The sequence below is a fragment of the Clostridium sp. BJN0013 genome (assembly GCF_040939125.1).
In the GTDB taxonomy this organism is placed as follows: Bacteria; Bacillota; Clostridia; order Clostridiales; family Clostridiaceae; genus Clostridium_B.
Genome location: NZ_CP162495.1, coordinates 517,361 through 537,596 on the forward strand (window position 1 = coordinate 517,361; position 20,236 = coordinate 537,596).

Consider the following 20,236-nt stretch of genomic DNA (forward strand, 5'->3'; position numbering starts at 1 on the left):
CACTATTGTGTGGAACTGATAAAATAGGCATAAAACCTTGATACACAAGGCCTTATGGCTGTTTTTTATATTTTAAAGTATAAAATTGTATTTTCTAATTACACATATTATAATATATATAAATAATAAGTAAAATTATTTGGAGGTAAAAATGGAGAGGGTAGAACCAATAAGATCGGTCAAAAAAATAAATGATTTAAAGAAGTATTTTAATTGGATCAGGAAACATGAGAAATTATGCTTTAATAGTTTTGGGACTGAATTCAGCATTAAGAATATCAGATATGCTTTCACTTACCTGGGAAGATGTATTTGATTTTGAGGAAGACCAATTTAAGACCCCATGTTTACATTAAAGAAAAGAAAACTGGTAAGGTTAAAAAATTTCTACTAAATAAAAACGCTGTAGGAGCACTTTCAAGGCTTAAAAAGAAACTTAAGCATAAAATGATCAGGAATATATTTTTAAGAGTAGAGAGGGACAAAATAGGCCAATTAACCGTTATATGGCTATAAAAATAATAAAGGGGGACTGTGAAGCAGTTGGGATAAAAGAACATATTGGCTGCCATAGTTTGCGTAAAACTTTTGGCTACCATTCATGGAAAAAGGGAGTGCCTATACCAATGCTCATGGAGCTATATAACCACAGTAACCAAGCTATAACCAAACTTTATTTAGGTATCAATCAGAATGATATTGATGATGTATACCGTCTAATCGAATTATAAGAGAGCCATTTGTGAAAAATTTATAAATGGCTTTTTAACTTTAATATAAATCCTATTAGGATTTAGTCTCACGAAATTCTATATGAAGATCTTTACCTAGAGCTTTTGCGATTTTTTGTAAGAAATCTATACTTGGATTGTAATTACCACTTTCTAGCCTAGAAATATTGCTTTGTCTTATACCAACTTTATCTGCAAATTGTTTTTGTGTTAAATGTTGGGCGTTTCTTTCTTCTATAATTTGTTTTATTATTTCATGTTTAGGAGTTAGTTTATTGTATTCTTTTCGAAATTCTTCATCTTTCATTTGTTTTTCGATAAACATATTTAAATTACTCATTTTCCATATCTCCCTTCATAATCAGCTTTATATCTTAAGGCTCTGTCAATTTCACTTTTTGGCGTGTTTTGGGTTTTCTTAATAAAACCATTTGTAAGAATTATTCTATTTCCAACACAAAAGAAGTAAAAAATTCTGGATATATCACTGCCTAATTTGATTCTTAGTTCAAATATTCCATCCTTAATTGGTTTTGAATGAGGTTCTCTTAAGTCCATACCAAATTGTTGAAGTATATTTATTCATAAAGAGCTTTTGCACGCATTTTAATATTTAACTGTTTAAAAACTACTCTACTGGAGCAATATTATCTTTTGTTCTGTAAAAATCTACATTCCACATTAGTAGTCCTTTCTTATATTTCATTGTGTTCAATTCTTAATATAAATATACCATGTATGATATAAAGAATATACCTTATTATGATATATTCTTTTAAAATAAAAAAAATTGCCCCAGTCATTACAGCAATTAATTCTTATATACAAAAATAATTATTTTTCTTTGAAAATTTTAGATAGATCTATTTCAGAGTTTTTATTCAATTAGGTACATATGGTTTTCAGTATATGATAATATTGCTAGCATTGGGCTATTTATGAAAAACAAAAAAACTCTTGACATTTATATTCTACTTTTGTAGAATATAAACTAAGGAGGTGATTTATATTGTCAATTATGAAAATTCCTGAATCAGAATTAGAAGTTATGAAAATTATCTGGTCTAGTGAAATTCCTGTATCTTCAAAAGAAGTAGTTAAAATTATGGAAGGAAAAAAAGGATGGAAAATTACAACTACATTAACACTACTTTCACGTTTAGCAAAGAAAAAATTTATAACAGCAACAAAAGGTAAAAAAATCACTCATTACACAGCTATTGTAACAGAAAATGAATATTTAAGATTAGAGACAAGAACTTTCTTTAAAAAAATTCATGGAAGCTCATTAAAAAGTTTTATTACTACGTTACATGAAAATAATGATATTACAGATGATGATTTAAATGAATTAGATAAATGGATAAAAAATAGGTGATAGTATGATTGAAATATTTGTAAAAAATCTATTGAAAGCATCTTTAGTAGGAAGTATAGGGATTATATCTATTATGATTTTGCAAAAAACTTTATTAAAAAAATATACTCGTGCATTTACCTATTATATATGGTTAGCTGTAATAATAAAAATGCTTATACCTTTTAAAATCCCAATTTATATGTCAGAAAAAATATGTAATATTGTTGGATACTCGCCTAGCAATATTAAAACAATTATTAATAATGGAATTTCTATAAATCAAGGTATAAAAATAGAAAATAGCATCAATATAGTATCCGATAATAACAATTTAAATTATTTTATAATAGTGTTTCATTTGTGGTTAATTGTTTCGATAATATTTTTATCTTATCACATTATTTCTTATTTTGTTTTCAATAATAAAATTAAACATTTAGTTTACGATGTACCTGACAATAATATTAAAAATATATATTTGAAATTATTAAAAGAAATGAATATTAAGAAAAAAATTTCACTAAAGTCTTGCAAAGCAATTTCAACACCATTAGGTATAGGAATATTTAATGCCCGCATAGTGATTCCTACTGTTTCATATGATATTCAGGAATTAAAATATATTTTAAAACATGAACTTATGCATTATAAAAGACATGACATAATGTATAAAATTGTATTATTAATAACTTTATCAATACATTGGTTTAATCCTCTAGTTTACATAATGTGTAAAGTGATAAACAATGATTGTGAACTATCTTGTGATGAAGCTGTACTTAAAAGATCAGATATAAAAGAAAGAAAATTATATGCGTCAGCTCTTGTCAATTCTTTAAGGCTTAATAAAAATAATATAGTAAAACAAAATCTAATTACAGGCTTTAATAATAAGAAGAATATATTAAAAAGGAGACTAGAAAATATGTTGAATTTAGAAACAAGAAAAAAAGGTATACTTATAGGTGCTTTGGCTACTATCATAACTGTAAGTTTATCGGTAAGTTTAAATACCTTAGCAAAAAGTAATACTGATGAACTCCATACTGATGAACTCCATACTGAAAAATTTTATGCTGGAGAAACTATACAAGGCATTACCATAGTATCAGTTGATAAAGAGGGACGACCAACTAAGATTAAGTATAAAACTGATTCTGTTTTAAACGAAGAGAAAATTATGGAAATTATAGGCAAATCCGATAAAGATAGTATAAGAGTTAAACCTTATAGCACTAAACCAGTACAATTTAATGTTTATACGTATGAAAATGCTCCATCAGATGTAAAAGCACAATATGAAGCTGATGTTAAGGCTGTGAATGGCAAAGTTTCTCCTTCAGATGAAATACTTGTACCAACCGAATAATATTTTTTAATTCATACCATTATATGTATAATTATATGAAAATAACGCATTGCGCTAGTTAATATATTATAAGAAAAACCCTAACAAAAACTAATCACCTGGATTATAATTAAATTAGGAAAAGAAATTATAATAAGGAGATGATTAATTATGTTAGAGTTCACTTATTATAATACTGAAAAAATTAATAATTTAAAAGACTTTTTTACAGCTGCTTTTGTTTTGATAGATGATATGTGCTTTCAAAAAAGAAACTTATTTTTGATTAAAGCTTCATGCATTAATTTCAATGAATAGCTTTATAACCGACATTCCACATGTAAAAATTAACAAATAATTAATTACATTTAGCACTCCACTAAGATATTAGAATATATTATTATATTGTTCAATATAGTACGTGAAGGGAAAAATGAATATAAAAAGTATAAAACCTGTTATAGATGGAGCTATACTATTAATTTTAAAATATTGCAGAAAGCTTAAGATTGCAGAATATATTAATGATAAGATAAATTTTGATAAGGAAAGACTACTAGTACACCTGGAACTGCTATTGAAGCCATTATCGCTAATGTTCTAGTAGACAGACATCCTTTATCAAGATTAGATGAGTTTTATGAGAATACTGATGTTGAAAAGTTTTTTGGCAGTGGTATAAATTATAGACACCTAAATGATGATGCGCTTGGTAGAGCACTAGATGATTTCTATGAGGTAAATCCTAAAGAATCTTTCTCAAACATAGCTCTCGAAGGAATTAAAACTTTTAATGTGGAAGTTAAAAGTATTCATGCTGATACCACAAGCAAAAATGTCTATGGACAATACACTTCTCCATCATCAGATGATAATTGCATTAAAATAACCTATGGTCATAGTAAAGACAAAAGACCTGATCTGAAACAAATTATGTTTGGAATTGCCTGCACTAATGACAAAACTATTGTTACCGGAGAAGTTTTGGATGGCAGCACCAGTGATAAAACATGGAATACAGACTTCATAAAAAAAATAAGAACTACTGCCGATAAACTTGATGTTAATAATATGATATATGTTGCTGACAGTGCTGCACTTACAAAAGACAATCTTTATGCAGCTTTTGAGCATAATATAAGTCTTATTTGCTTACTGCCATCTACTTTTAATATTGAAAAAGAACTTAAGAGTAAGGCTTATGAAAATACAGAAAAGTGGACTGATGTAGGTAAAATCAGCAATAGAAAAGATTCTGCAAAGTGCAAAATACAAAGCTTTATTGATGAAATTAATGACCGGAAGTATAGGTTTATTGTATGTCATTCAAGTGCGTTAGATAACCGTAAAATTAATTCTTTAAAGAAAAAAAGAGATAAAGAAGAAATGAATATTAAAAAGATTATAAAGGACTTTGAGAAGAATGAGTATTATTGTGAACAGGATGCAGTAAGCGAACTTAAACGATTTATCGGTGAGAATGAACTCGATTTTTATACTATAGATGGTACAGTCTACTCCAAGGATAAGAAAAAGAAAACAGAGGAAAATTAAAGGCGGGAGAGAAAGTTCAAATGGAGACTAAATTTAAATTGTCTCTGCAATATGATATAAACTATGGTGCATTTGAAAGAGCCAAAAATGAAGCAGGAATGTTTGTACTTCTAACCAACATATTAGATACCCAGGCTATGTCTGATGAAGATATATTGAAGGAATACAAGGAACAAGTTTGCGTAGAAACAAACTTTAAGTCTCTTAAAAACTCTGACTTTATAGATGAAATTTATCTTAAAACACCTAAAAGGATAGAGGCTTTGGGATATGTTTTTCTGTTGGCACTAATGGTTTATACTACAATTGAAAGAGAAGTAAGAAATGCTTTAAAAAAAGAGAAGGAGCCTGTTATAATACCTGGTAAAGTTAAAAGTTACACCCCCACGGCTAAAAACATTATGGAACTCTTGAAGAATATCATTGTATCTATTATCACCTTTAAGGACGGCAGTACTGTGCGTGTAATAAACAACATCAATGATAACACAAAGAGAATTTTAATTTTAGCTGGTTCTAGTGAAAAAATATATACAGAGGATTTTATCTATTAATCTAGAAATATTAAAAAATTCCTATTTATACCATCAACTATTAATGAGTCTTTAACTTTTTGATTTTTGTGTGGTAAATATAACACATAATGCTTAATTAAAGTCGTAATGCTATGTAGTGCTAGTCTATATTTCCTTTGTAGAATGTAAGAATCTCCAATAGATATACCGGAAAATTCTACGTGCGGAATATAAGATATAACAACTTTATTGTAACTACTGCAGCTGTATTTGAATTAGTTGAAGCAAATAACACATTAAAAATACTAGGAGATAAGGGATATATCTGCAAGGAACTTAAAACTTCATTAACTAAAGAAAAACAAGTATTATTAATCTCTCTGAAAAGAAAGAACAGTAAACATCCATTAGAAGAGCAGTTTCGTAATATTTTATCAAAAGCAAGGCGGAGAAAGAATTGAAACTAGCTTTTCTCAATTAGCAGAGCAATTCAATATTAATAGAGTATTAGCTAAGTCTAAATGGGGATTAATGCTTAGAATTGCTTTAAAAGTTCTAGCTCATAATCTATCATTTATATTGAACATAATTACAGGTAATGTAATAAACATGGCACAAATTAAGCAACTTATATTTTAGATTTTTTTAAAAATATTAAATTTAGCATAGGGACATTTTGTGCTTTTTCAAAATGCAATATTTTGGAATATAGGATCTAGCACAATGCGTGAAAATAATAAACCCATTAAGATCATCCCAATAGCTTTTTAGATAAATATGCAATATATTTAATTATTTTTATAAAGTCAAGCCCATGAAACTTTATTATAAAAAGGAATATAGTAACTATACTCCTTTTTATATATTCCGTGAATTGTACGAAAAATAATTATATTTTTTATGATTATATGAAATTTTATTAATTAACAATTACTTGCCAAGTTGAAGGACCTACAATTCCATCGCAGGAAAGATTGTAGCTACTTTGAATATCAAGTACTGCAGATTGAGTTTGAGAGCCAAAGTATCCATCAACAGCTAAACTATATCCGAATTTATAATCTATAGCCGCTTGAAGACACTTTACTTTATCTCCTTCAGTTATATGCCCATATCCTATGTAATCGCTATATATGTTAGCATGATGGATATACATACCATGTATATCCATCATGATAGTAACGTAATACAGCAGTTACATTACCAGAAGAATCACGATATACATCTACAACAGTTGCAGTTACTGTTGATTGAGGACTAGCTTTAGCAGAGTTAGTATTCACATCTGTAATAGGTACAAGTATTTCATCTGAAGGAGAAACTTTGCCATTCACAGCCTTAACATCAGCTTCATATTGTGCTTTTACATCTGATGGAGCATTTTCATACGTATAAACATTAAATTGTACTGGTTTAGTGCTATAAGGTTTAACTCTTATACTATCTTTATCGGTAGCTTGGACATTATTAGCCGAATTAGATGTAGCTAGAACAGGCATTGAAGTAAATGTTACAGTAAGTAGAACAGATAAAATTAAAAACAAAACTTTAACTTTATTGTTTTTTAAAACTTCAGTCATTTTAATTACCCCCTCAATTTTAAATTTATAACATTATTCTACACCAGTAGAGTTATGTTAGTCAATACTTATAATGGAAATAATATAATATTTTTAATTTATTGTTTACTAATGTGTTTAACACCAATATATAACGGGTAATATTAATATGGCCTAATACCAACAAACATGTAACAAGGGGGAAAGTATATTCCATAATTTAGGGAGTTGCATTAGATATTTTATTATATTTACATAAAATAGTTGTTTTTACCAATTTTATGTAGGTATAAACCTTATTTAAGCGGGGTTATAAAGATACTAATGAAGAATTAAATAAACTTTTAGCCGATTCTCAAACTAGAAATATTGAATTAGATAATAGCATTAAAGAAAAGGATATTGTTATTGAAAAGTTGAATAGTGAATTAGCAGTGGTAAAAAAAGCTAATGAAAAGGCAGTACAGGAATTAAATACTAAACATAATGAATTTATTCAATCTGTTAAAGATAAGGCAGAGCTTCAAAGGGAAAAGGCAATATTAGAATTAACACAGCAGCAGCAGGAAAAAGAAGAATTGCAGGGTAGGTATAATAAGCAAATTGAAGAATATCAGAATAAGTACAGAGAGTTGTTAAAGGAGATGAAGCAGAAGAAGGCTCCACGTACAACTACCACCAGAAAAAAACAGTAAAGAGCTGTTTAAAATTTAGATAAGCTCTTTACTGTATTGAAGGAATAAACATTTTGGTCAAAGACGTAGATTAAAATATGAGTTTATTTGAAAAAGTCACTTAAGTACCTTTCCTGATTTATTTTTATTTATAATTTTTCAAACTTTATGAGCCTACAACCTATCATAAATCCTATTATGTTAAATATTATATCATCTATATCAAAAATACCTACTTTTAAAATATATTGAATTATTTCTATACAAAGAGAAATAACAAATGCGCTTACCAAAGAAAATGTAAAAGTTTTTTTTCTAAATAAATACCCTAATGGGATAAATATAAATATATTCATAATCACTGTGAATATAAATAAAGGATCTGCAGATATATTTTTGATAATATCAAGAGGATTAAGATTTATTCCTGTCATTCCAACCATTCTTATAAAAAAAATAAACATTAGAATACAAAAATAACATCCCCAAAGTATATATGCATATGGTTTACTAATCTTTTTATGTATAAGAAGATTAATAAGAGCAAATATAAATATTCCTTGACATATTATAGCCATTATATGTATCCAAGTATGTGAGTAAATTCTAGGGAAAAAATTCATTATTAAATCTGCTGTCAACATCCTATGTAAAGAAAAACCTATTATTGAAGAAAATATAAAAAGCACAATGTTTTTTGTAAAATTTTTCATTATATTCCCCCTTTATTCATTAAAATCTCTTAATTATACCTAATATTCATTATATAACATAAAATGTAAAATTTGAATATAATCTGTAGATTTTGTCAAAAAGTTTACTAGATTATCGGCAAGTGATTTTAAAATTTATACCTTTCCAAATAATATAATGAAAAAGGCGGATGTTTATCAATGAAAAAAACTAATATTTTTATATCAACAGTATGCTTAATTTTGATATATTTAAAACTTAGAAAGTAGAGTGTCTAAAACGGGCATTCTTTTTTGCAATATTTTTTTATTGCTTTATTTCATTAATGTTTATAAAGCTAAATTATTAGGATTTTCAGATATTAGCTACCTTCTTCAAATATTAAATATCTTTTACCAAAAATATGCTTACTTATTAACAACAATCTTTTTCCATTAGCGTTTCTAAATGAATACCCAGCCCCTAACTGTTCTTGAAATTTCCAACCATTATTTTCTAAAAATGATTTAATATATTTTGGATTTGATTTTGTTAAATATGAATATTCATCCAATTTTACCACATCTCTTCCATCGAATTCTATCTTTACAATAGATTTAAACACATCAATAGGGTTTTTTTCTGCCGTAATAATTTGAATTGCACGAAATCCAATTATTAAGAGCACAAAAACTATAATTACAATTAAACCTCGTTTGATTACCATTGACATTTATTTATTCCACCACCTTATATTTAAAACCTACTTCTTGAAATGGAAATAGCATCGGTATCATATATTTTACACTTGATGATATCGATACTATCTCTACTTCACCTTAATTGTATCATCGCATACTAAATACTATAATTTTTATTTTTTTAGTAGCCATTTTTTACAAGATAAAAGTTAAATGTTGTATTTTTTTGAGAATACTTTTCTTCTAATGCGTTTTTATAGTTTTTCAAATAATCGGGATCTTTATTACTTGAGTTTGCCAGAACTGCCTCTATTTCTGAATCAGATTTTGTTGTTTGATTTTTGATTAATTTCATGTGGTCTTGTTTATAATTATTAATTTATTTTAATTCGTCCGCTGTCTTAGTTTTCGTAAGTGTTTCTGCAAAAGCAGTTTGACCTGCTAACGTTAAAATAGTGACTGTACAAATTGACAATATGAGTAATTTTTTTAACTTTAGTCCAATTTTATGAGCCATAGTTTAGGTTCCATTCCTAATATTTACTTCTTGTTTCAATTTTTAATATTGAGCTTGTACAAGTTTTTTCACAATAACCCTCCTTACAATTATGTGATAAAATACATTTTATCATATAATTTATAAAAATAATGTCATAATTTACACTAGTTAATAAAAAATCACACGTGTTGATTAACCAGTTTCCACCATAAACAAATTTGATAATTATTGATATTTCTAAATAATAAGTCAATACATACGTATCGCATACTTTAAACCTCCTGAAAGTTTTGACCATTGATAATTGGCTGCTACCATGTTATCATATACTCAAATAAACTTAGAGTACACAGTTTTATGATATATACTACTATTATTAATACTATTGTGATTTTAGGAGGTTTTATGAGTACATCAGTAAATCAAAATAAGAATGTGTGTCCTCTGGAATTGGTTCAGCAGGTTATCGGAGGCAAGTGGAAAATTATGATACTTTGGGCATTAAGTGAAGAAACAAAAAGATTTAATGAGTTGCAGAAGTTATTTCCCAACATAACGCAGACTATGCTTACAAAACAATTGCGGGAGCTTGAAAACGATAATTTTATCCATCGTGAAGTTTATAAGGAGGTTCCGCCAAAAGTAGAATATTCATTAACGCCTACGGGAAAAGACTTTTTTCCAATCATACGGCAAATGAACGATTGGGGAAGACTTAATTATGATATTTTGAATAAATGATTTAGGTATCCAAAAAAGGTTAGAGCATGGAAATTGGTTGTACCATGCTATTCTGTCGAAAATATCTCCTTTCATAGTACCAACAATACTACTAAGTACCATCAAATTGCGTACTTAAATATTTAAATGATATATGTTATTGTGAAATAAATAACTTGTTGAAAGGAGATTATTAAAATGAATGTAGTTGTTGTTTACGCGCACCCCTATGATGGAAGCTTTTGCAAAGGAATATTGGACACTATCACATCCCACTTGCAAAGCAGAGGTGCAACTGTTAAGGTAAAAGACCTTGTAAAAATAAAATTTGATGCCGTTATGCAACCAGACGATCTAAAAGCCGCAAGCACTGAGGTCTATACAGATGAGGTGAAGCGAGAACAGGAGGATGTTCTCTGGTCAGATGCAATTATTACAATTGCTCCTATTTGGTTCGGAGCAATGCCCGGCTTTCTAAAAGGTTATTTTGACAAGGTGTTTATGACTAAATTCGCCTATGATGTAGAATATGGCGGTAAAATAAAAGGGAAAAGGGTATTTTCACTCTTTACAGCCGGCTCTAACGATCCGTATCTGGATATGGCAGGTCAATATGAGTGCATTAATCTTTCACTGGACAATCTCTTTGGCAGTGTAGGCTTCATCGATGTTGCCACTAAATTCTTTCAATCTGTGCCTATTGTTACTGATGAAGCAAGGAAACAGTATTTAACCGAAGCAACTCAATTTGTGGATCAGATTTTTGATTGCCAGCCCGGAGAGGTTGGATAGGTCGGAAATGGTGGCCTTCTTACCAAGCTTCATATGCAAGGGTATCTAAACGGAAAAATATAAGTTTTGAGTGATTAAGACTGTTATTGTATTTAGGCACTGCTTATCGGGCAGCGTCCATTCTGTTAGCCAATGTAAGGTTCTTGCGCACATCAAGGGCCGCAAATAAATCGCTGGCTAATTCTAAATAATATATAAAGATAGTAAATTTACAAAAAATGGAGGTCAATGTATGAAAGTGCTAGCATTTAACGGAAGTCCGCGAAAAAAATGGAATACTGCCACCCTTTTAAACAAAGCATTGGAGGGGGCCACATCACAGGGTGCTACAACCGAGATGATTCATCTTTATGATCTGAACTACAAGGGGTGTATCAGCTGTTTCGCCTGTAAAACCAAAGGCGGAAAAAGCTTTGGCAAATGCCCGGTACAAGACGATCTGGCAGAAATCTTCCAAAAAGTAGAGCAAGCTGATGCACTTATTTTCGGATCACCTATCTATTGGGGTCGGGTAAGCGGTGAAATGGTTGCTTTTCTGGATCGGTTACTGTTTCAGTACCTTGGATATGGTAAATCCCGGCGCTCGTATTATCCGAAAAAAATAAATACCGGGTTTATTTATACAGGGAATGCGACAGAAGACTCGCTAAAAAAAATGGGTATGGATAAACCCATTGAGATTAATGAGTGGTCAATGAAAATGATATTTGGGTCTTCTGAGTCGCTTATTAGTTATGAGACGTGTCAGTTTGAAGATTACTCCAAGGTTGAAGCTGATCTTGTTGACGTTGAAGCGAGGGCTAAAAGAAGGGCCGAAGTATTCCCCATTGATTGCCAAAAAGCATTTGACATGGGGGTAAGATTGGCAACTAAAGAGTTAATTAAGTCTATAATACAAAATCCTTTAAAGTATACTGAAAGAGCATTAAGGGATATAAAAAGAACCCATCATAATGATGAGAGGCTCAGGCAGATACTTTTAAATCCAAAAAAAGTAGATATTTGTGGTGAAAATACTTTTATAGTTCGCGGGAGGAAGACAGCAAAAATGAAAGTTGAGATTATTGAAGGCAAGTATTTGTTAGTGCATTGGTTTGAGTATAATAAAACATTTATTATCTAAAGCGGATTGACAGTATATTTTGTTTAAAAAGCCGAGAGAAGTCACCGTATTTTTAGAAGTTAAGAGAATTAAAGCATAAGTAACTAATTTATCCACAATATATTGAAAATATTTGAATTTAAAAAAATAAACCTGTGTAGGAAAATGAGGTTTTATATTTATGAAAATAAACAGATTGCTGGCAATTATAGTTATGCTTTTAAATAGAGATAAAATATCTGCTGTAGAGTTATCCCAAAAATTTGAGGTTTCCATAAGAACCATTTACAGGGATATTGATGCAATCAATATGGCAGGGATTCCCATAGCTTCAAAACAAGGAAATAATGGGGGATTCTATATCTTAGAAAACTATAAAATAAATCATCAATTCCTCACACTGGGGGATATGATTTCCATAGTGGAAGCTTTAAAAAATATAAATGGGGTATTAAATAATAAAAATGTAGAAATTGCCATGGAAAAGATGAAGAATATAATACCATCCAATAAGAAAAGTGAAGTTGACCTGCACTTCAAGCAAGTTTTTATAGATACACTGCCCTGGGGGTTTAAAAAATCTGAAAATGAAAATATTAAATACAAAGTTATATATAAAGCACTAAAGGAAAATAAGTGTATAAGTTTTAATTACAGAAATTCAAAAGGAGAATATATTTTAAGAGAGGCGGAACCTGTTACTCTTGTATTTAAAGGATTTTCCTGGTATATTTTTTCCTTTTGTCTTTTAAAAGGGGATTACAGAATATTTAAACTCACTAGAATGGATGGATTGGAGATTTTAAATAGGGAAGTTTCAAGGGAAAGAATTTCCTATGGAGAATATATAAACAGTAAAAGTCCGGAAAAAAGTCCTGTAAAACTTTTACTTAAGTTTTCAGAAGAAGTGAGGTATAGGATACAGGATTATTTCCATGAAGAGGAGATGACATTTCTTGAAGATGGTAGTGTTATAGTAAATACGGAAGTTATAGAAGATGGCTGGGTATATTCTATGGTGTTGAGTTATGGTGCAACTAAACGGTAGTTGTAAATGTATAAATAACTGCAATAATATAAAACATTATTTATAGATTTATCAATAAGACGATAAGCACCCCATGTTCGTAAAGAGCATGGAGTCATAGAGATAGAATCTATGCAAAATTTCTTGAATTGCTGGAATCCCCTAAAGCTAACTAAACTACAACGTAGGTATGAAATAAAACCAAGCGTGAATGTTACGAAAGTAGAAAAAATTAGTTAGATGGCATAAGGTTAAATCCTAAGTGCTGTAAAAATGGGCAATCAGCAGCTAAGACCCGAATATAGGGTAAAGTTCAACGACTATCCTGTGATGGGAGTAGGATTAAGCAATCCGAAGTGGGAAATGCCCTTTTGCAAGGGTAATGATATAGTCTGAGCTTATGTGAGAGCATAAGAAGTTCATAAGAGAACTGCTTAGTGGCAGCGTACTAAGTGAACAACGTCAAAATTCTATTATAAATTTGTTGAAAAAATAACACCCTGTTTAAGAGCGTTAATGTAATCTTTTAATGTTATTTAAAAATGATTCGATAGCTTTATCTAATAATTTTGACATTGGTGTTCCTGTTTCTTTAGAATAAGCTTTTAGTTTATTCAGTAACTCAGTATTAACTGCATTTGAAAAAGGAGTTCTATTTTTCAAATCTTTGTCAGCCATGCCATCACTTCAAAAATATTATATAACATTTAAATAGCCTTTGTAAGTAATTGGACATTGGGTATAATAATATTAGAAAGTGAGGTGAAAGATATGATAAGAGCAATTAAGATAAGATTAAAACCAACAAAAGAACAAGAAATATTAATGTGGAAATCAATAGGTATAGCCAGATTTGCTTACAATTGGGGTTTAGCAAGACAAGAAGAAAATTATAAGAAAGCTAGTGAATTCATATCTTGCAGAAAATTGAGGGATGAATTTAATAAGTTGAAGAGTACAGAAGAATTCGCATGGCTAAATGAAATAAGCAGTAAAACTATCAATCAAGCGTTTGAAGATTTACAAACAGCTTATAATAATTTCTTTGATGGAATAGCTAAGCATCCTAAATTTAAATCTAAGAAAAAGTCGAGAAAATCATTTTATGTTAGACACGATGCCGTTAAATTTAAAGATGGCAAGGTTAAAATGGAGAAAATAGGTAAAATTCAATACAAAACTAATTATGATATTCCCGATTTACCTAAGTACACTAACCCAAGATGTCATTTTGATGGCCGATACTGGTATTTATCTTTAGGATTTGAACAGGGCGAAAACCAGGCTGGGTTGAATAAAGATTTAAGTGTAGGAATAGATTTAGGCGTTCATGATTTAGCTATAGTAAATTGTCTGGACAATCCTATAAAAAACATTAATAAATCAGGTAAAGTTAAGAAATTAAAGAAAAAACTTAAAAGATTACAGAAACAAGTATCAAGGAAGTATGAAGCAAATAAACAAGGACTCCAATTTATCAAGACTAATAATATTGTTAAATTGGAAAAGAAGATAGGACTTATACATAGAGAGCTTGGCAATATTAGATTAAACCATATTCATCAAGCTACCAATAAAATAATTAAGTTAAGACCATATAGGGTAGTTATGGAAGACTTAAATATAACAGGTATGATGAAGAATAAACATCTATCGGAAGCCATACAAGAACAATGCCTATATGAATTTATGAGGCAGATTAAATATAAATGCGGGTTTAATGGAATTCAATTTGTTCAAGTTGATAAATTCTACCCATCAAGTAAAACATGTTCTTGTTGTGGAAGCATAAAGTCAGATTTAAAACTGAAAGATAGAGTTTATGTCTGTCCTGAATGTGGATTAGTTATTGATAGAGACAAAAACGCTTCAATAAATCTTGGTAATTATAAATTAGTAGAATAATCACATGAAAGATACTACTAATGTGTAGGATGAGTTGTATCCGAATTTAAGCTCTGGGAGTGTTATATCAAACGAAAGTAGTATATCCTTTTAGGATTACAAAATCGGACACTATGAATAGAGAATTAAACAAATTTATATATATTTATACATTTGTATAGATTTTTATAGAATTTTGGCAACTGAGTATGTGGAAGTGCTTGCCCCAAAACATATAAGAGAAATTATAAGAAAAAAGTGCAAAAAAATAATTGATATGTATAAATAAATTCAAACATGACATAATGATGGCAAAGTTCTTCTATATAATGTAGATATCAAGTGATTCTTAGGATCAGGTGGAGTTTGCTTATAAGGAATACTTTTCCCATCTGAACCTTAGAAGAACTTATCCAGGGGCGTAGCAGTGCTTATCCCCCACTTTGAAGAAGATGGGGGTGTTAGCAATGGTAGCCTTCGGATAAAATATTAAAGGGGAAATATATTATGGAAGAGAAATATTGTCAGAGTTGTGGAATGCTTTTAAGTGAGGAATTTTATGCCAGTGAATCAGATAATAAGAAAAACTATGAATACTGCATGTACTGCTATGAAAATGGAAGTTTTAAACAGCCGAATTTAACTATGGAAGAAATGATTGAGGCTTGTATTCCTTTTATGAAAGAAAAAGGAATGGGAGAAAAGGAAGCAAGATCTCTTATGAAAAATGTCCTTCCAAATTTAAAAAGATGGAAAAAACACTAATGGATTTTAAAATAGTGGAAAAAAGCCGGATACTTTTGGTGGGTAAAGAGATAAGAACCAGCAATAAAGATGAAGATTGCAGCATTAAAATTCAAACACTGTGGAAGGAATTTTCAGAAAAAAAACTTGGAGATGCTGTACACAATAAGTTGAATAGTGATGAAATTCTTGGAGTGTACACAGATTATGAAAACAAAGAATTTGGTTATTATTCCTTTGTAGTTGGATTTGAAGTTTCAAATGGAGATGACATACCTGAAGGAATGGTATTAAAAATAATACCACCTTCAAAGTATTGCGTTATAACTGCGAAAGGTAAAATGCCTGAGAGCATTGGTAAGGCTTGGCAGTATATATGGAATGCGGACATTAAAAGAAGTTATACGGGAGATTTTGAACTTTATGATAAAAGGTACAATGACAATGAAAACCCTGAAGTGGATATATATGTGGCAGTAAAATAATTTAAAGAAGGATATTTTGATGCAGAATAGTATTTACATAAAATATATATGTAAAAAATATTTCATATATCTATTGACATTAACGCTGCGTATAAGTTTATAGTTGAATTGTCAGGAGGTGCAGTTATGGAATATACAGTGCAGAAGTTGGCTCTCATGTCAGGTGTCAGTGCACGGACACTCAGGTATTACGATGAAATTGGAATTTTAAAACCTGCCAGGATCAATTCATCAGGTTACCGCATATATGGGGAAAAAGAAGTGGATAGGCTTCAGCAAATACTTTTTTACAGAGAATTTGGAATAAAATTGGATAATATTAAAAGTATTATGGATTCTCCCTATTTTGACAGGGCAAAGGCACTTAAAAAACATCATAATAAACTTCTTGAAAAGAGAATACAGTTGGATTTATTGATTTCAAATGTGGAGAAAACAATTGAATCCATGGAGGGGAGAATTAAAATGAATGACAGTGAGAAATTTCAAGGATTTAAAGAAAAGCTCATTTATGATAATGAAAAAAAGTACGGAGGAGAAATCAGAAACAAATATGGAAATGATGTGGTGGATAGATCAAATAACAGGTTAAAAAATATGACCCAGGAAGAATATGAAGAAGTTACTAATCTTGAAAAGGAAATCCTTGAGACTCTGGATAAAGCTTATAAAACAGGTGATGCTTCAGGAGAGTTGGCTCAAAAGACTGCAAAACTTCATGCTAAGTGGATAAGTTTTTACTGGGGAAATTATAATAAAAAGGCTCATGCATCCCTTGCACAAATGTATGTGGAAGATAGTAGGTTTAAGGCATATTATGATAGAAAACAGCCTGGAACAGCAGAGTTTTTAAGAGATGCAATTTTGATTTATACAGGAATAAAAAAATAGCAGTAATTTAATAAGAGCATTCAATACCTATTTGAGTTGAGTGCTCTTATGGTGTTGATATATATGGCTAAATTATATAGTCCAACTTATAATTTGGCAAGATCAACGCTTAATGAAAATATGATCATCTGCCATCCCATAAATATTTTTTCATATCTATATGCCCATCTTTTTTTAAAGTGATCCCCTCTGATTTTAAAAGAGCTTTTTGAATGTCAGAGCTTCCAAATACATAATCTGGAGACAGTTCACCGGATTTTTTCACAACTCTGTGACAAGGGAGATGGGAAGGAGCTTTTCTCATTGCCCACCCAACTATTCGGGCACTTCCGGGTTCTCCCAGCATGAAGGCTATCTGACCGTAGGTAGCTACTTTGCCCCTGGGTATTCTGGCAACTAGGTCATAAACTTTTGAGAAAAAATTTTTGGCCAACTTAAAACACCTCCTGAAAATATCAATGAATATTATATACTATTTTTAAGATAAAAAGATTTATTGTCTATGGCCCGCATTGTAGCAAGTATACCGTCTAAGTGGTCATATTCGTGTTGTATCAGTTCTGAAAGATCACCTTCAAATTTTATGGAATTTTCTTCGAAATTCATATCCTTATAGGTTACCGTACAATTTTTAAAACGCTTTACTTTTACTAAAAGGTTGGGAAAAGACATACAGTCATCCATTACTTCCATCATTTCTTTATTGGGAAAGGTAAGTATGGGATTAATGAAAATCAAAGGTTCGTCAATGTACATATATATAAGCCTTTTGAATACACCAATTTGAGGTGCGGCAATTGCCCTGCCTGCATTATATTTTTTACGAAAATCAATTAAAGTATCATGTAAATTAGAAACGGCTTGTTTTATTAAATCTGTGTCTTTTTCTTCCACTGGTGAACTTTTTCTATATAGATCATAATTTCCAAGAAGCAGTATTTCTTTTATCATAAGTATAAAACCCCCTACTGTATAGTATTTTTTTATCCGAAGGCTAGAATTAGCTAATACTCCCATCTTTTTCAAAGTTGGAGATAATATTTCTTTATAGCAAACTCCATCTGAACCTCTGAATCACTTGATATAATTTTACTACATAAGCATAGTTAAAAAAAGGTTGCTATGATTATTTGGGCCTTTGTAGTTTATGATAAAATTAAAACATATGATGTATATGATTTTATCATTTTAGGGGGTAGTATATTTATATATGTATAAAATAATGATAATTGAAGACGACAGGGCACTTTCAGATAATATTATGGAAATGTTGATTAAATGGGGTTTTAATGTGTATGGAGTAAGAGATTATTCCAATATTCTCTCTGAATTTATTGAAAATAAACCCCATTTAGTTGTTATGGATATTAACTTACCTTATTTTGATGGGTTTTATTGGTGTAATAAAATCAGAGAAATGTCTCAATGTCCCATTATATTTCTTTCTTCAAGAGATAGCAATATGGATATTATTATGGCTGTAAATATGGGGGCAGATGATTATATAACAAAACCTTTTTCTATGGATGTTTTAATTGCAAAAATAAGTGCACTTATAAGAAGGACTTATTCATATAGGGAAGGAGCTTCTGAACTATTAGAGTGTAATGGAGCTATATTGAATTTGACGTATAAAACGCTTTCGTATAATGAAAGAGAAATTGAACTTACAAAAAATGAATTTAAAATTATACTACTTTTAATGAAAAATAATGGAAAAACTATATCAAGGGAGAGAATAATGAGAACACTTTGGGATGATGAGAATTTTATAAGTGATAATACCCTTACAGTAAATATTAATAGACTTCGTATGAGATTAAGAGATATAGGACTCCATGATTTTATAAAAACAAAAAAAGGACGTGGGTATGAAATATCATGAATAAATTAACTTATATGAAAAATTCAGTTTTTAAAATAATATATTTCATCTGCATTTTTACTGTGATAAATTTAATATTATACAGTAGTAAGCCCGTTGGTGCATCATTTTATGATATAGTTTACATGGATTTTTTAATTATAGCTATATCAGTATTTTTTATGTTTGTTGATTACAAAAGATGGAAATGCAATTATAAAGAAATATATGAATCTGTAACTGGTGGAAAGGAAATAAACTTAAGTATATTGGGAGGGAATCATGTTTTTGAAGTTTGGCTTATAAAGGAAATCCTAAAAATTAAGGATAGAGAAAAAAATGAAAAGGTTCAGGAAGTAAAAGATAATTTAGATGAAATCAATGATTATATGACAAAATGGATTCATGAAGTAAAGATCCCCTTATCTGTGTGTGAACTTATTTTAGATAAAATGGAGGAGACAAATATATCTGAACAACTGAGACTTGAAATGGACAGAATAAAATTTCTTATAAACCAGGTGCTTTATATAAGTAGAGCTTCAAGCTTTTCAGAGGATCTCCAGGTAGGTGAAATTAATGTTGCCCGGATTATTAAAGCAGTAGTGAAAAAAAATGCATCATTTTTTATAGCAAAAAAAATAAATTTAAATTTTGAAAATATTGATTTTAATGTAATAACGGATGAAAAATGGATTTCCTATATTATAGATCAAATTATAAATAATAGCTGTAAATATATGTATGAGGGTGGAAGAATAGATATATGGGGAGAAGAAAATGATAAGGAGATAACACTTCACATTAAAGATAATGGAATAGGCATAGAAAAAAAAGATATAAGGAGAATATTTGACAAAGGTTTTACGGGAGAAAATGGAAGACAATTTGGCAAATCTACAGGAATGGGTTTGTATCTTTCAAAAAAAATAATAGATAAGTTAAATCATCAATTAAAAGTCGAATCTCAAGTAGGCATCGGAACAGAATTTATTATATATTTTTACAAACTGTCAGATTATTTTAATGTTACATAAATGTAAGGTTAAAAGGGAAAATGTAAGCTAAATTGGATGGAAACCTGCAAAGTCAAGAGATAAAATAACACTGAGCT

The 20,236-nt window shown here is 29.7% G+C and carries 30 protein-coding genes; 20 read left to right on the top strand and 10 right to left on the bottom strand.

From position 1 onward, the window contains the following. The first annotated feature begins 312 nt into the window (after positions 1–312). Positions 313–516 carry a hypothetical protein gene (locus AB3K27_RS02780; RefSeq protein ID WP_368489727.1) on the top strand — a complete coding sequence of 68 codons (204 nt, stop codon included), beginning with the start codon at positions 313–315 and terminating at the stop codon, positions 514–516. Next, positions 507–731: a tyrosine-type recombinase/integrase gene (locus AB3K27_RS02785; protein ID WP_368489728.1), complete on the top strand. Its 225-nt coding sequence runs from the start codon at positions 507–509 to the stop codon at positions 729–731. The genes AB3K27_RS02780 and AB3K27_RS02785 overlap by 10 nt, the downstream gene beginning before the upstream one ends. A 55-nt stretch (positions 732–786) precedes the next feature. On the opposite strand, the gene AB3K27_RS02790 is transcribed toward AB3K27_RS02785, so the two are convergent. Continuing rightward, on the bottom strand, positions 787–1,071 hold the full coding sequence (locus AB3K27_RS02790) for a helix-turn-helix transcriptional regulator (protein ID WP_368489729.1): 285 nt from the start codon (positions 1,069–1,071) through the stop codon (positions 787–789). Beyond that, positions 1,068–1,289 carry a type II toxin-antitoxin system RelE/ParE family toxin gene (locus AB3K27_RS02795; RefSeq protein WP_368489730.1) on the bottom strand — a complete coding sequence of 74 codons (222 nt, stop codon included), beginning with the start codon at positions 1,287–1,289 and terminating at the stop codon, positions 1,068–1,070. Before AB3K27_RS02795 ends, AB3K27_RS02790 begins: the two co-directional genes overlap by 4 nt. A 451-nt stretch (positions 1,290–1,740) precedes the next feature. Here AB3K27_RS02795 and AB3K27_RS02800 point away from each other — a divergent pair, with 451 nt between their 5' ends. From AB3K27_RS02800 to AB3K27_RS02830, 7 genes are all read left to right on the top strand, one after another. Next, positions 1,741–2,109, top strand: a complete 369-nt coding sequence (locus AB3K27_RS02800) for a BlaI/MecI/CopY family transcriptional regulator (protein WP_368489731.1) — start codon at positions 1,741–1,743, stop codon at positions 2,107–2,109. Positions 2,110–2,113: 4 nt separating this feature from the next. Continuing rightward, positions 2,114–3,460 carry a M56 family metallopeptidase gene (locus AB3K27_RS02805; RefSeq protein WP_368489732.1) on the top strand — a complete coding sequence of 449 codons (1,347 nt, stop codon included), beginning with the start codon at positions 2,114–2,116 and terminating at the stop codon, positions 3,458–3,460. A gap of 150 nt (positions 3,461–3,610) precedes the next feature. After that, complete coding sequence (locus tag AB3K27_RS02810; RefSeq protein ID WP_368489733.1) at positions 3,611–3,757, top strand: hypothetical protein; 147 nt, start codon at positions 3,611–3,613, stop codon at positions 3,755–3,757. A gap of 103 nt (positions 3,758–3,860) precedes the next feature. Further along, positions 3,861–4,043, top strand: a complete 183-nt coding sequence (locus AB3K27_RS02815; RefSeq protein WP_368489734.1) for a hypothetical protein — start codon at positions 3,861–3,863, stop codon at positions 4,041–4,043. After that, positions 4,028–4,993, top strand: coding sequence for an IS1634 family transposase (locus AB3K27_RS02820; RefSeq protein WP_368491156.1), 966 nt, complete (start codon positions 4,028–4,030; stop codon positions 4,991–4,993). The genes AB3K27_RS02815 and AB3K27_RS02820 overlap by 16 nt, the downstream gene beginning before the upstream one ends. A gap of 20 nt (positions 4,994–5,013) precedes the next feature. Then, a complete protein-coding gene (locus AB3K27_RS02825; protein ID WP_368489735.1) occupies positions 5,014–5,547 on the top strand; it encodes an IS1634 family transposase in 534 nt (177 codons plus the stop codon). 182 nt (positions 5,548–5,729) lie between these two features. Next, complete coding sequence (locus tag AB3K27_RS02830; protein WP_368489736.1) at positions 5,730–5,969, top strand: hypothetical protein; 240 nt, start codon at positions 5,730–5,732, stop codon at positions 5,967–5,969. A gap of 458 nt (positions 5,970–6,427) precedes the next feature. Here the strand turns inward: AB3K27_RS02830 and AB3K27_RS02835 are convergent, their stop codons facing one another. Beyond that, complete coding sequence (locus AB3K27_RS02835) at positions 6,428–6,682, bottom strand: peptidoglycan-binding protein (protein WP_368489737.1); 255 nt, start codon at positions 6,680–6,682, stop codon at positions 6,428–6,430. Continuing rightward, entirely contained in the window at positions 6,645–7,088 is a 444-nt protein-coding gene (locus AB3K27_RS02840; protein ID WP_368489738.1) for a hypothetical protein, read from the bottom strand. The genes AB3K27_RS02835 and AB3K27_RS02840 overlap by 38 nt, the downstream gene beginning before the upstream one ends. Before the next feature lie 395 nt (positions 7,089–7,483). Here AB3K27_RS02840 and AB3K27_RS02845 point away from each other — a divergent pair, with 395 nt between their 5' ends. Continuing rightward, entirely contained in the window at positions 7,484–7,762 is a 279-nt protein-coding gene (locus AB3K27_RS02845; protein WP_368489739.1) for a hypothetical protein, read from the top strand. A 128-nt stretch (positions 7,763–7,890) separates the two neighbouring features. Here the strand turns inward: AB3K27_RS02845 and AB3K27_RS02850 are convergent, their stop codons facing one another. The 3 genes from AB3K27_RS02850 to AB3K27_RS02860 form a co-directional block, all read right to left on the bottom strand. Next, the gene (locus AB3K27_RS02850) at positions 7,891–8,454 is read right to left on the bottom strand and encodes a VanZ family protein (RefSeq protein ID WP_368489740.1); all 564 of its coding nucleotides are present in this window, start codon (positions 8,452–8,454) and stop codon (positions 7,891–7,893) included. 341 nt (positions 8,455–8,795) lie between these two features. Continuing rightward, positions 8,796–9,146, bottom strand: coding sequence for a hypothetical protein (locus AB3K27_RS02855; RefSeq protein WP_368489741.1), 351 nt, complete (start codon positions 9,144–9,146; stop codon positions 8,796–8,798). A 149-nt stretch (positions 9,147–9,295) separates the two neighbouring features. After that, positions 9,296–9,469, bottom strand: coding sequence for a hypothetical protein (locus tag AB3K27_RS02860; protein WP_368489742.1), 174 nt, complete (start codon positions 9,467–9,469; stop codon positions 9,296–9,298). A 549-nt stretch (positions 9,470–10,018) separates the two neighbouring features. Here AB3K27_RS02860 and AB3K27_RS02865 point away from each other — a divergent pair. The 4 genes from AB3K27_RS02865 to AB3K27_RS02880 all read left to right on the top strand — a co-directional run bounded on the left by AB3K27_RS02865 (position 10,019) and on the right by AB3K27_RS02880 (position 13,275). After that, on the top strand, positions 10,019–10,354 hold the full coding sequence (locus AB3K27_RS02865; protein WP_368489743.1) for a winged helix-turn-helix transcriptional regulator: 336 nt from the start codon (positions 10,019–10,021) through the stop codon (positions 10,352–10,354). Positions 10,355–10,531: 177 nt separating this feature from the next. Continuing rightward, entirely contained in the window at positions 10,532–11,125 is a 594-nt protein-coding gene (locus AB3K27_RS02870; RefSeq protein WP_368489744.1) for an NAD(P)H-dependent oxidoreductase, read from the top strand. Positions 11,126–11,357: 232 nt separating this feature from the next. Next, a complete protein-coding gene (locus AB3K27_RS02875) occupies positions 11,358–12,248 on the top strand; it encodes a flavodoxin family protein (protein ID WP_368489745.1) in 891 nt (296 codons plus the stop codon). Between the two features lie 160 nt (positions 12,249–12,408). Next, complete coding sequence (locus AB3K27_RS02880) at positions 12,409–13,275, top strand: helix-turn-helix transcriptional regulator (protein WP_368489746.1); 867 nt, start codon at positions 12,409–12,411, stop codon at positions 13,273–13,275. A 492-nt stretch (positions 13,276–13,767) separates the two neighbouring features. On the opposite strand, the gene AB3K27_RS02885 is transcribed toward AB3K27_RS02880, so the two are convergent. Further along, a complete protein-coding gene (locus tag AB3K27_RS02885; protein ID WP_368489747.1) occupies positions 13,768–13,932 on the bottom strand; it encodes a ribbon-helix-helix domain-containing protein in 165 nt (54 codons plus the stop codon). Positions 13,933–14,025: 93 nt separating this feature from the next. Here AB3K27_RS02885 and AB3K27_RS02890 point away from each other — a divergent pair, with 93 nt between their 5' ends. From AB3K27_RS02890 to AB3K27_RS02905, 4 genes are all read left to right on the top strand, one after another. Then, on the top strand, positions 14,026–15,159 hold the full coding sequence (locus AB3K27_RS02890; protein ID WP_368489748.1) for an RNA-guided endonuclease InsQ/TnpB family protein: 1,134 nt from the start codon (positions 14,026–14,028) through the stop codon (positions 15,157–15,159). Between the two features lie 486 nt (positions 15,160–15,645). Further along, entirely contained in the window at positions 15,646–15,903 is a 258-nt protein-coding gene (locus AB3K27_RS02895) for a zinc ribbon domain-containing protein (protein WP_368489749.1), read from the top strand. Beyond that, complete coding sequence (locus tag AB3K27_RS02900; RefSeq protein WP_368489750.1) at positions 15,903–16,367, top strand: GyrI-like domain-containing protein; 465 nt, start codon at positions 15,903–15,905, stop codon at positions 16,365–16,367. The genes AB3K27_RS02895 and AB3K27_RS02900 overlap by 1 nt, the downstream gene beginning before the upstream one ends. A gap of 126 nt (positions 16,368–16,493) precedes the next feature. Then, on the top strand, positions 16,494–17,258 hold the full coding sequence (locus AB3K27_RS02905; RefSeq protein WP_368489751.1) for a MerR family transcriptional regulator: 765 nt from the start codon (positions 16,494–16,496) through the stop codon (positions 17,256–17,258). A gap of 124 nt (positions 17,259–17,382) precedes the next feature. Here AB3K27_RS02905 and AB3K27_RS02910 read toward each other — a convergent pair whose 3' ends face one another. Together AB3K27_RS02910 and AB3K27_RS02915 are read right to left on the bottom strand one after the other, a co-directional pair. After that, complete coding sequence (locus AB3K27_RS02910) at positions 17,383–17,691, bottom strand: MGMT family protein (RefSeq protein ID WP_368489752.1); 309 nt, start codon at positions 17,689–17,691, stop codon at positions 17,383–17,385. A 32-nt stretch (positions 17,692–17,723) separates the two neighbouring features. Continuing rightward, entirely contained in the window at positions 17,724–18,209 is a 486-nt protein-coding gene (locus AB3K27_RS02915) for a peptide deformylase (protein WP_368489753.1), read from the bottom strand. Between the two features lie 259 nt (positions 18,210–18,468). Between AB3K27_RS02915 and AB3K27_RS02920 the strand changes: the two genes are divergently transcribed. Together AB3K27_RS02920 and AB3K27_RS02925 are read left to right on the top strand one after the other, a co-directional pair. Further along, on the top strand, positions 18,469–19,143 hold the full coding sequence (locus tag AB3K27_RS02920; RefSeq protein WP_368489754.1) for a response regulator transcription factor: 675 nt from the start codon (positions 18,469–18,471) through the stop codon (positions 19,141–19,143). 14 nt (positions 19,144–19,157) lie between these two features. Further along, the gene (locus tag AB3K27_RS02925) at positions 19,158–20,159 is read left to right on the top strand and encodes a sensor histidine kinase (RefSeq protein WP_368489755.1); all 1,002 of its coding nucleotides are present in this window, start codon (positions 19,158–19,160) and stop codon (positions 20,157–20,159) included. The last annotated feature ends 77 nt before the right edge of the window (positions 20,160–20,236 follow it).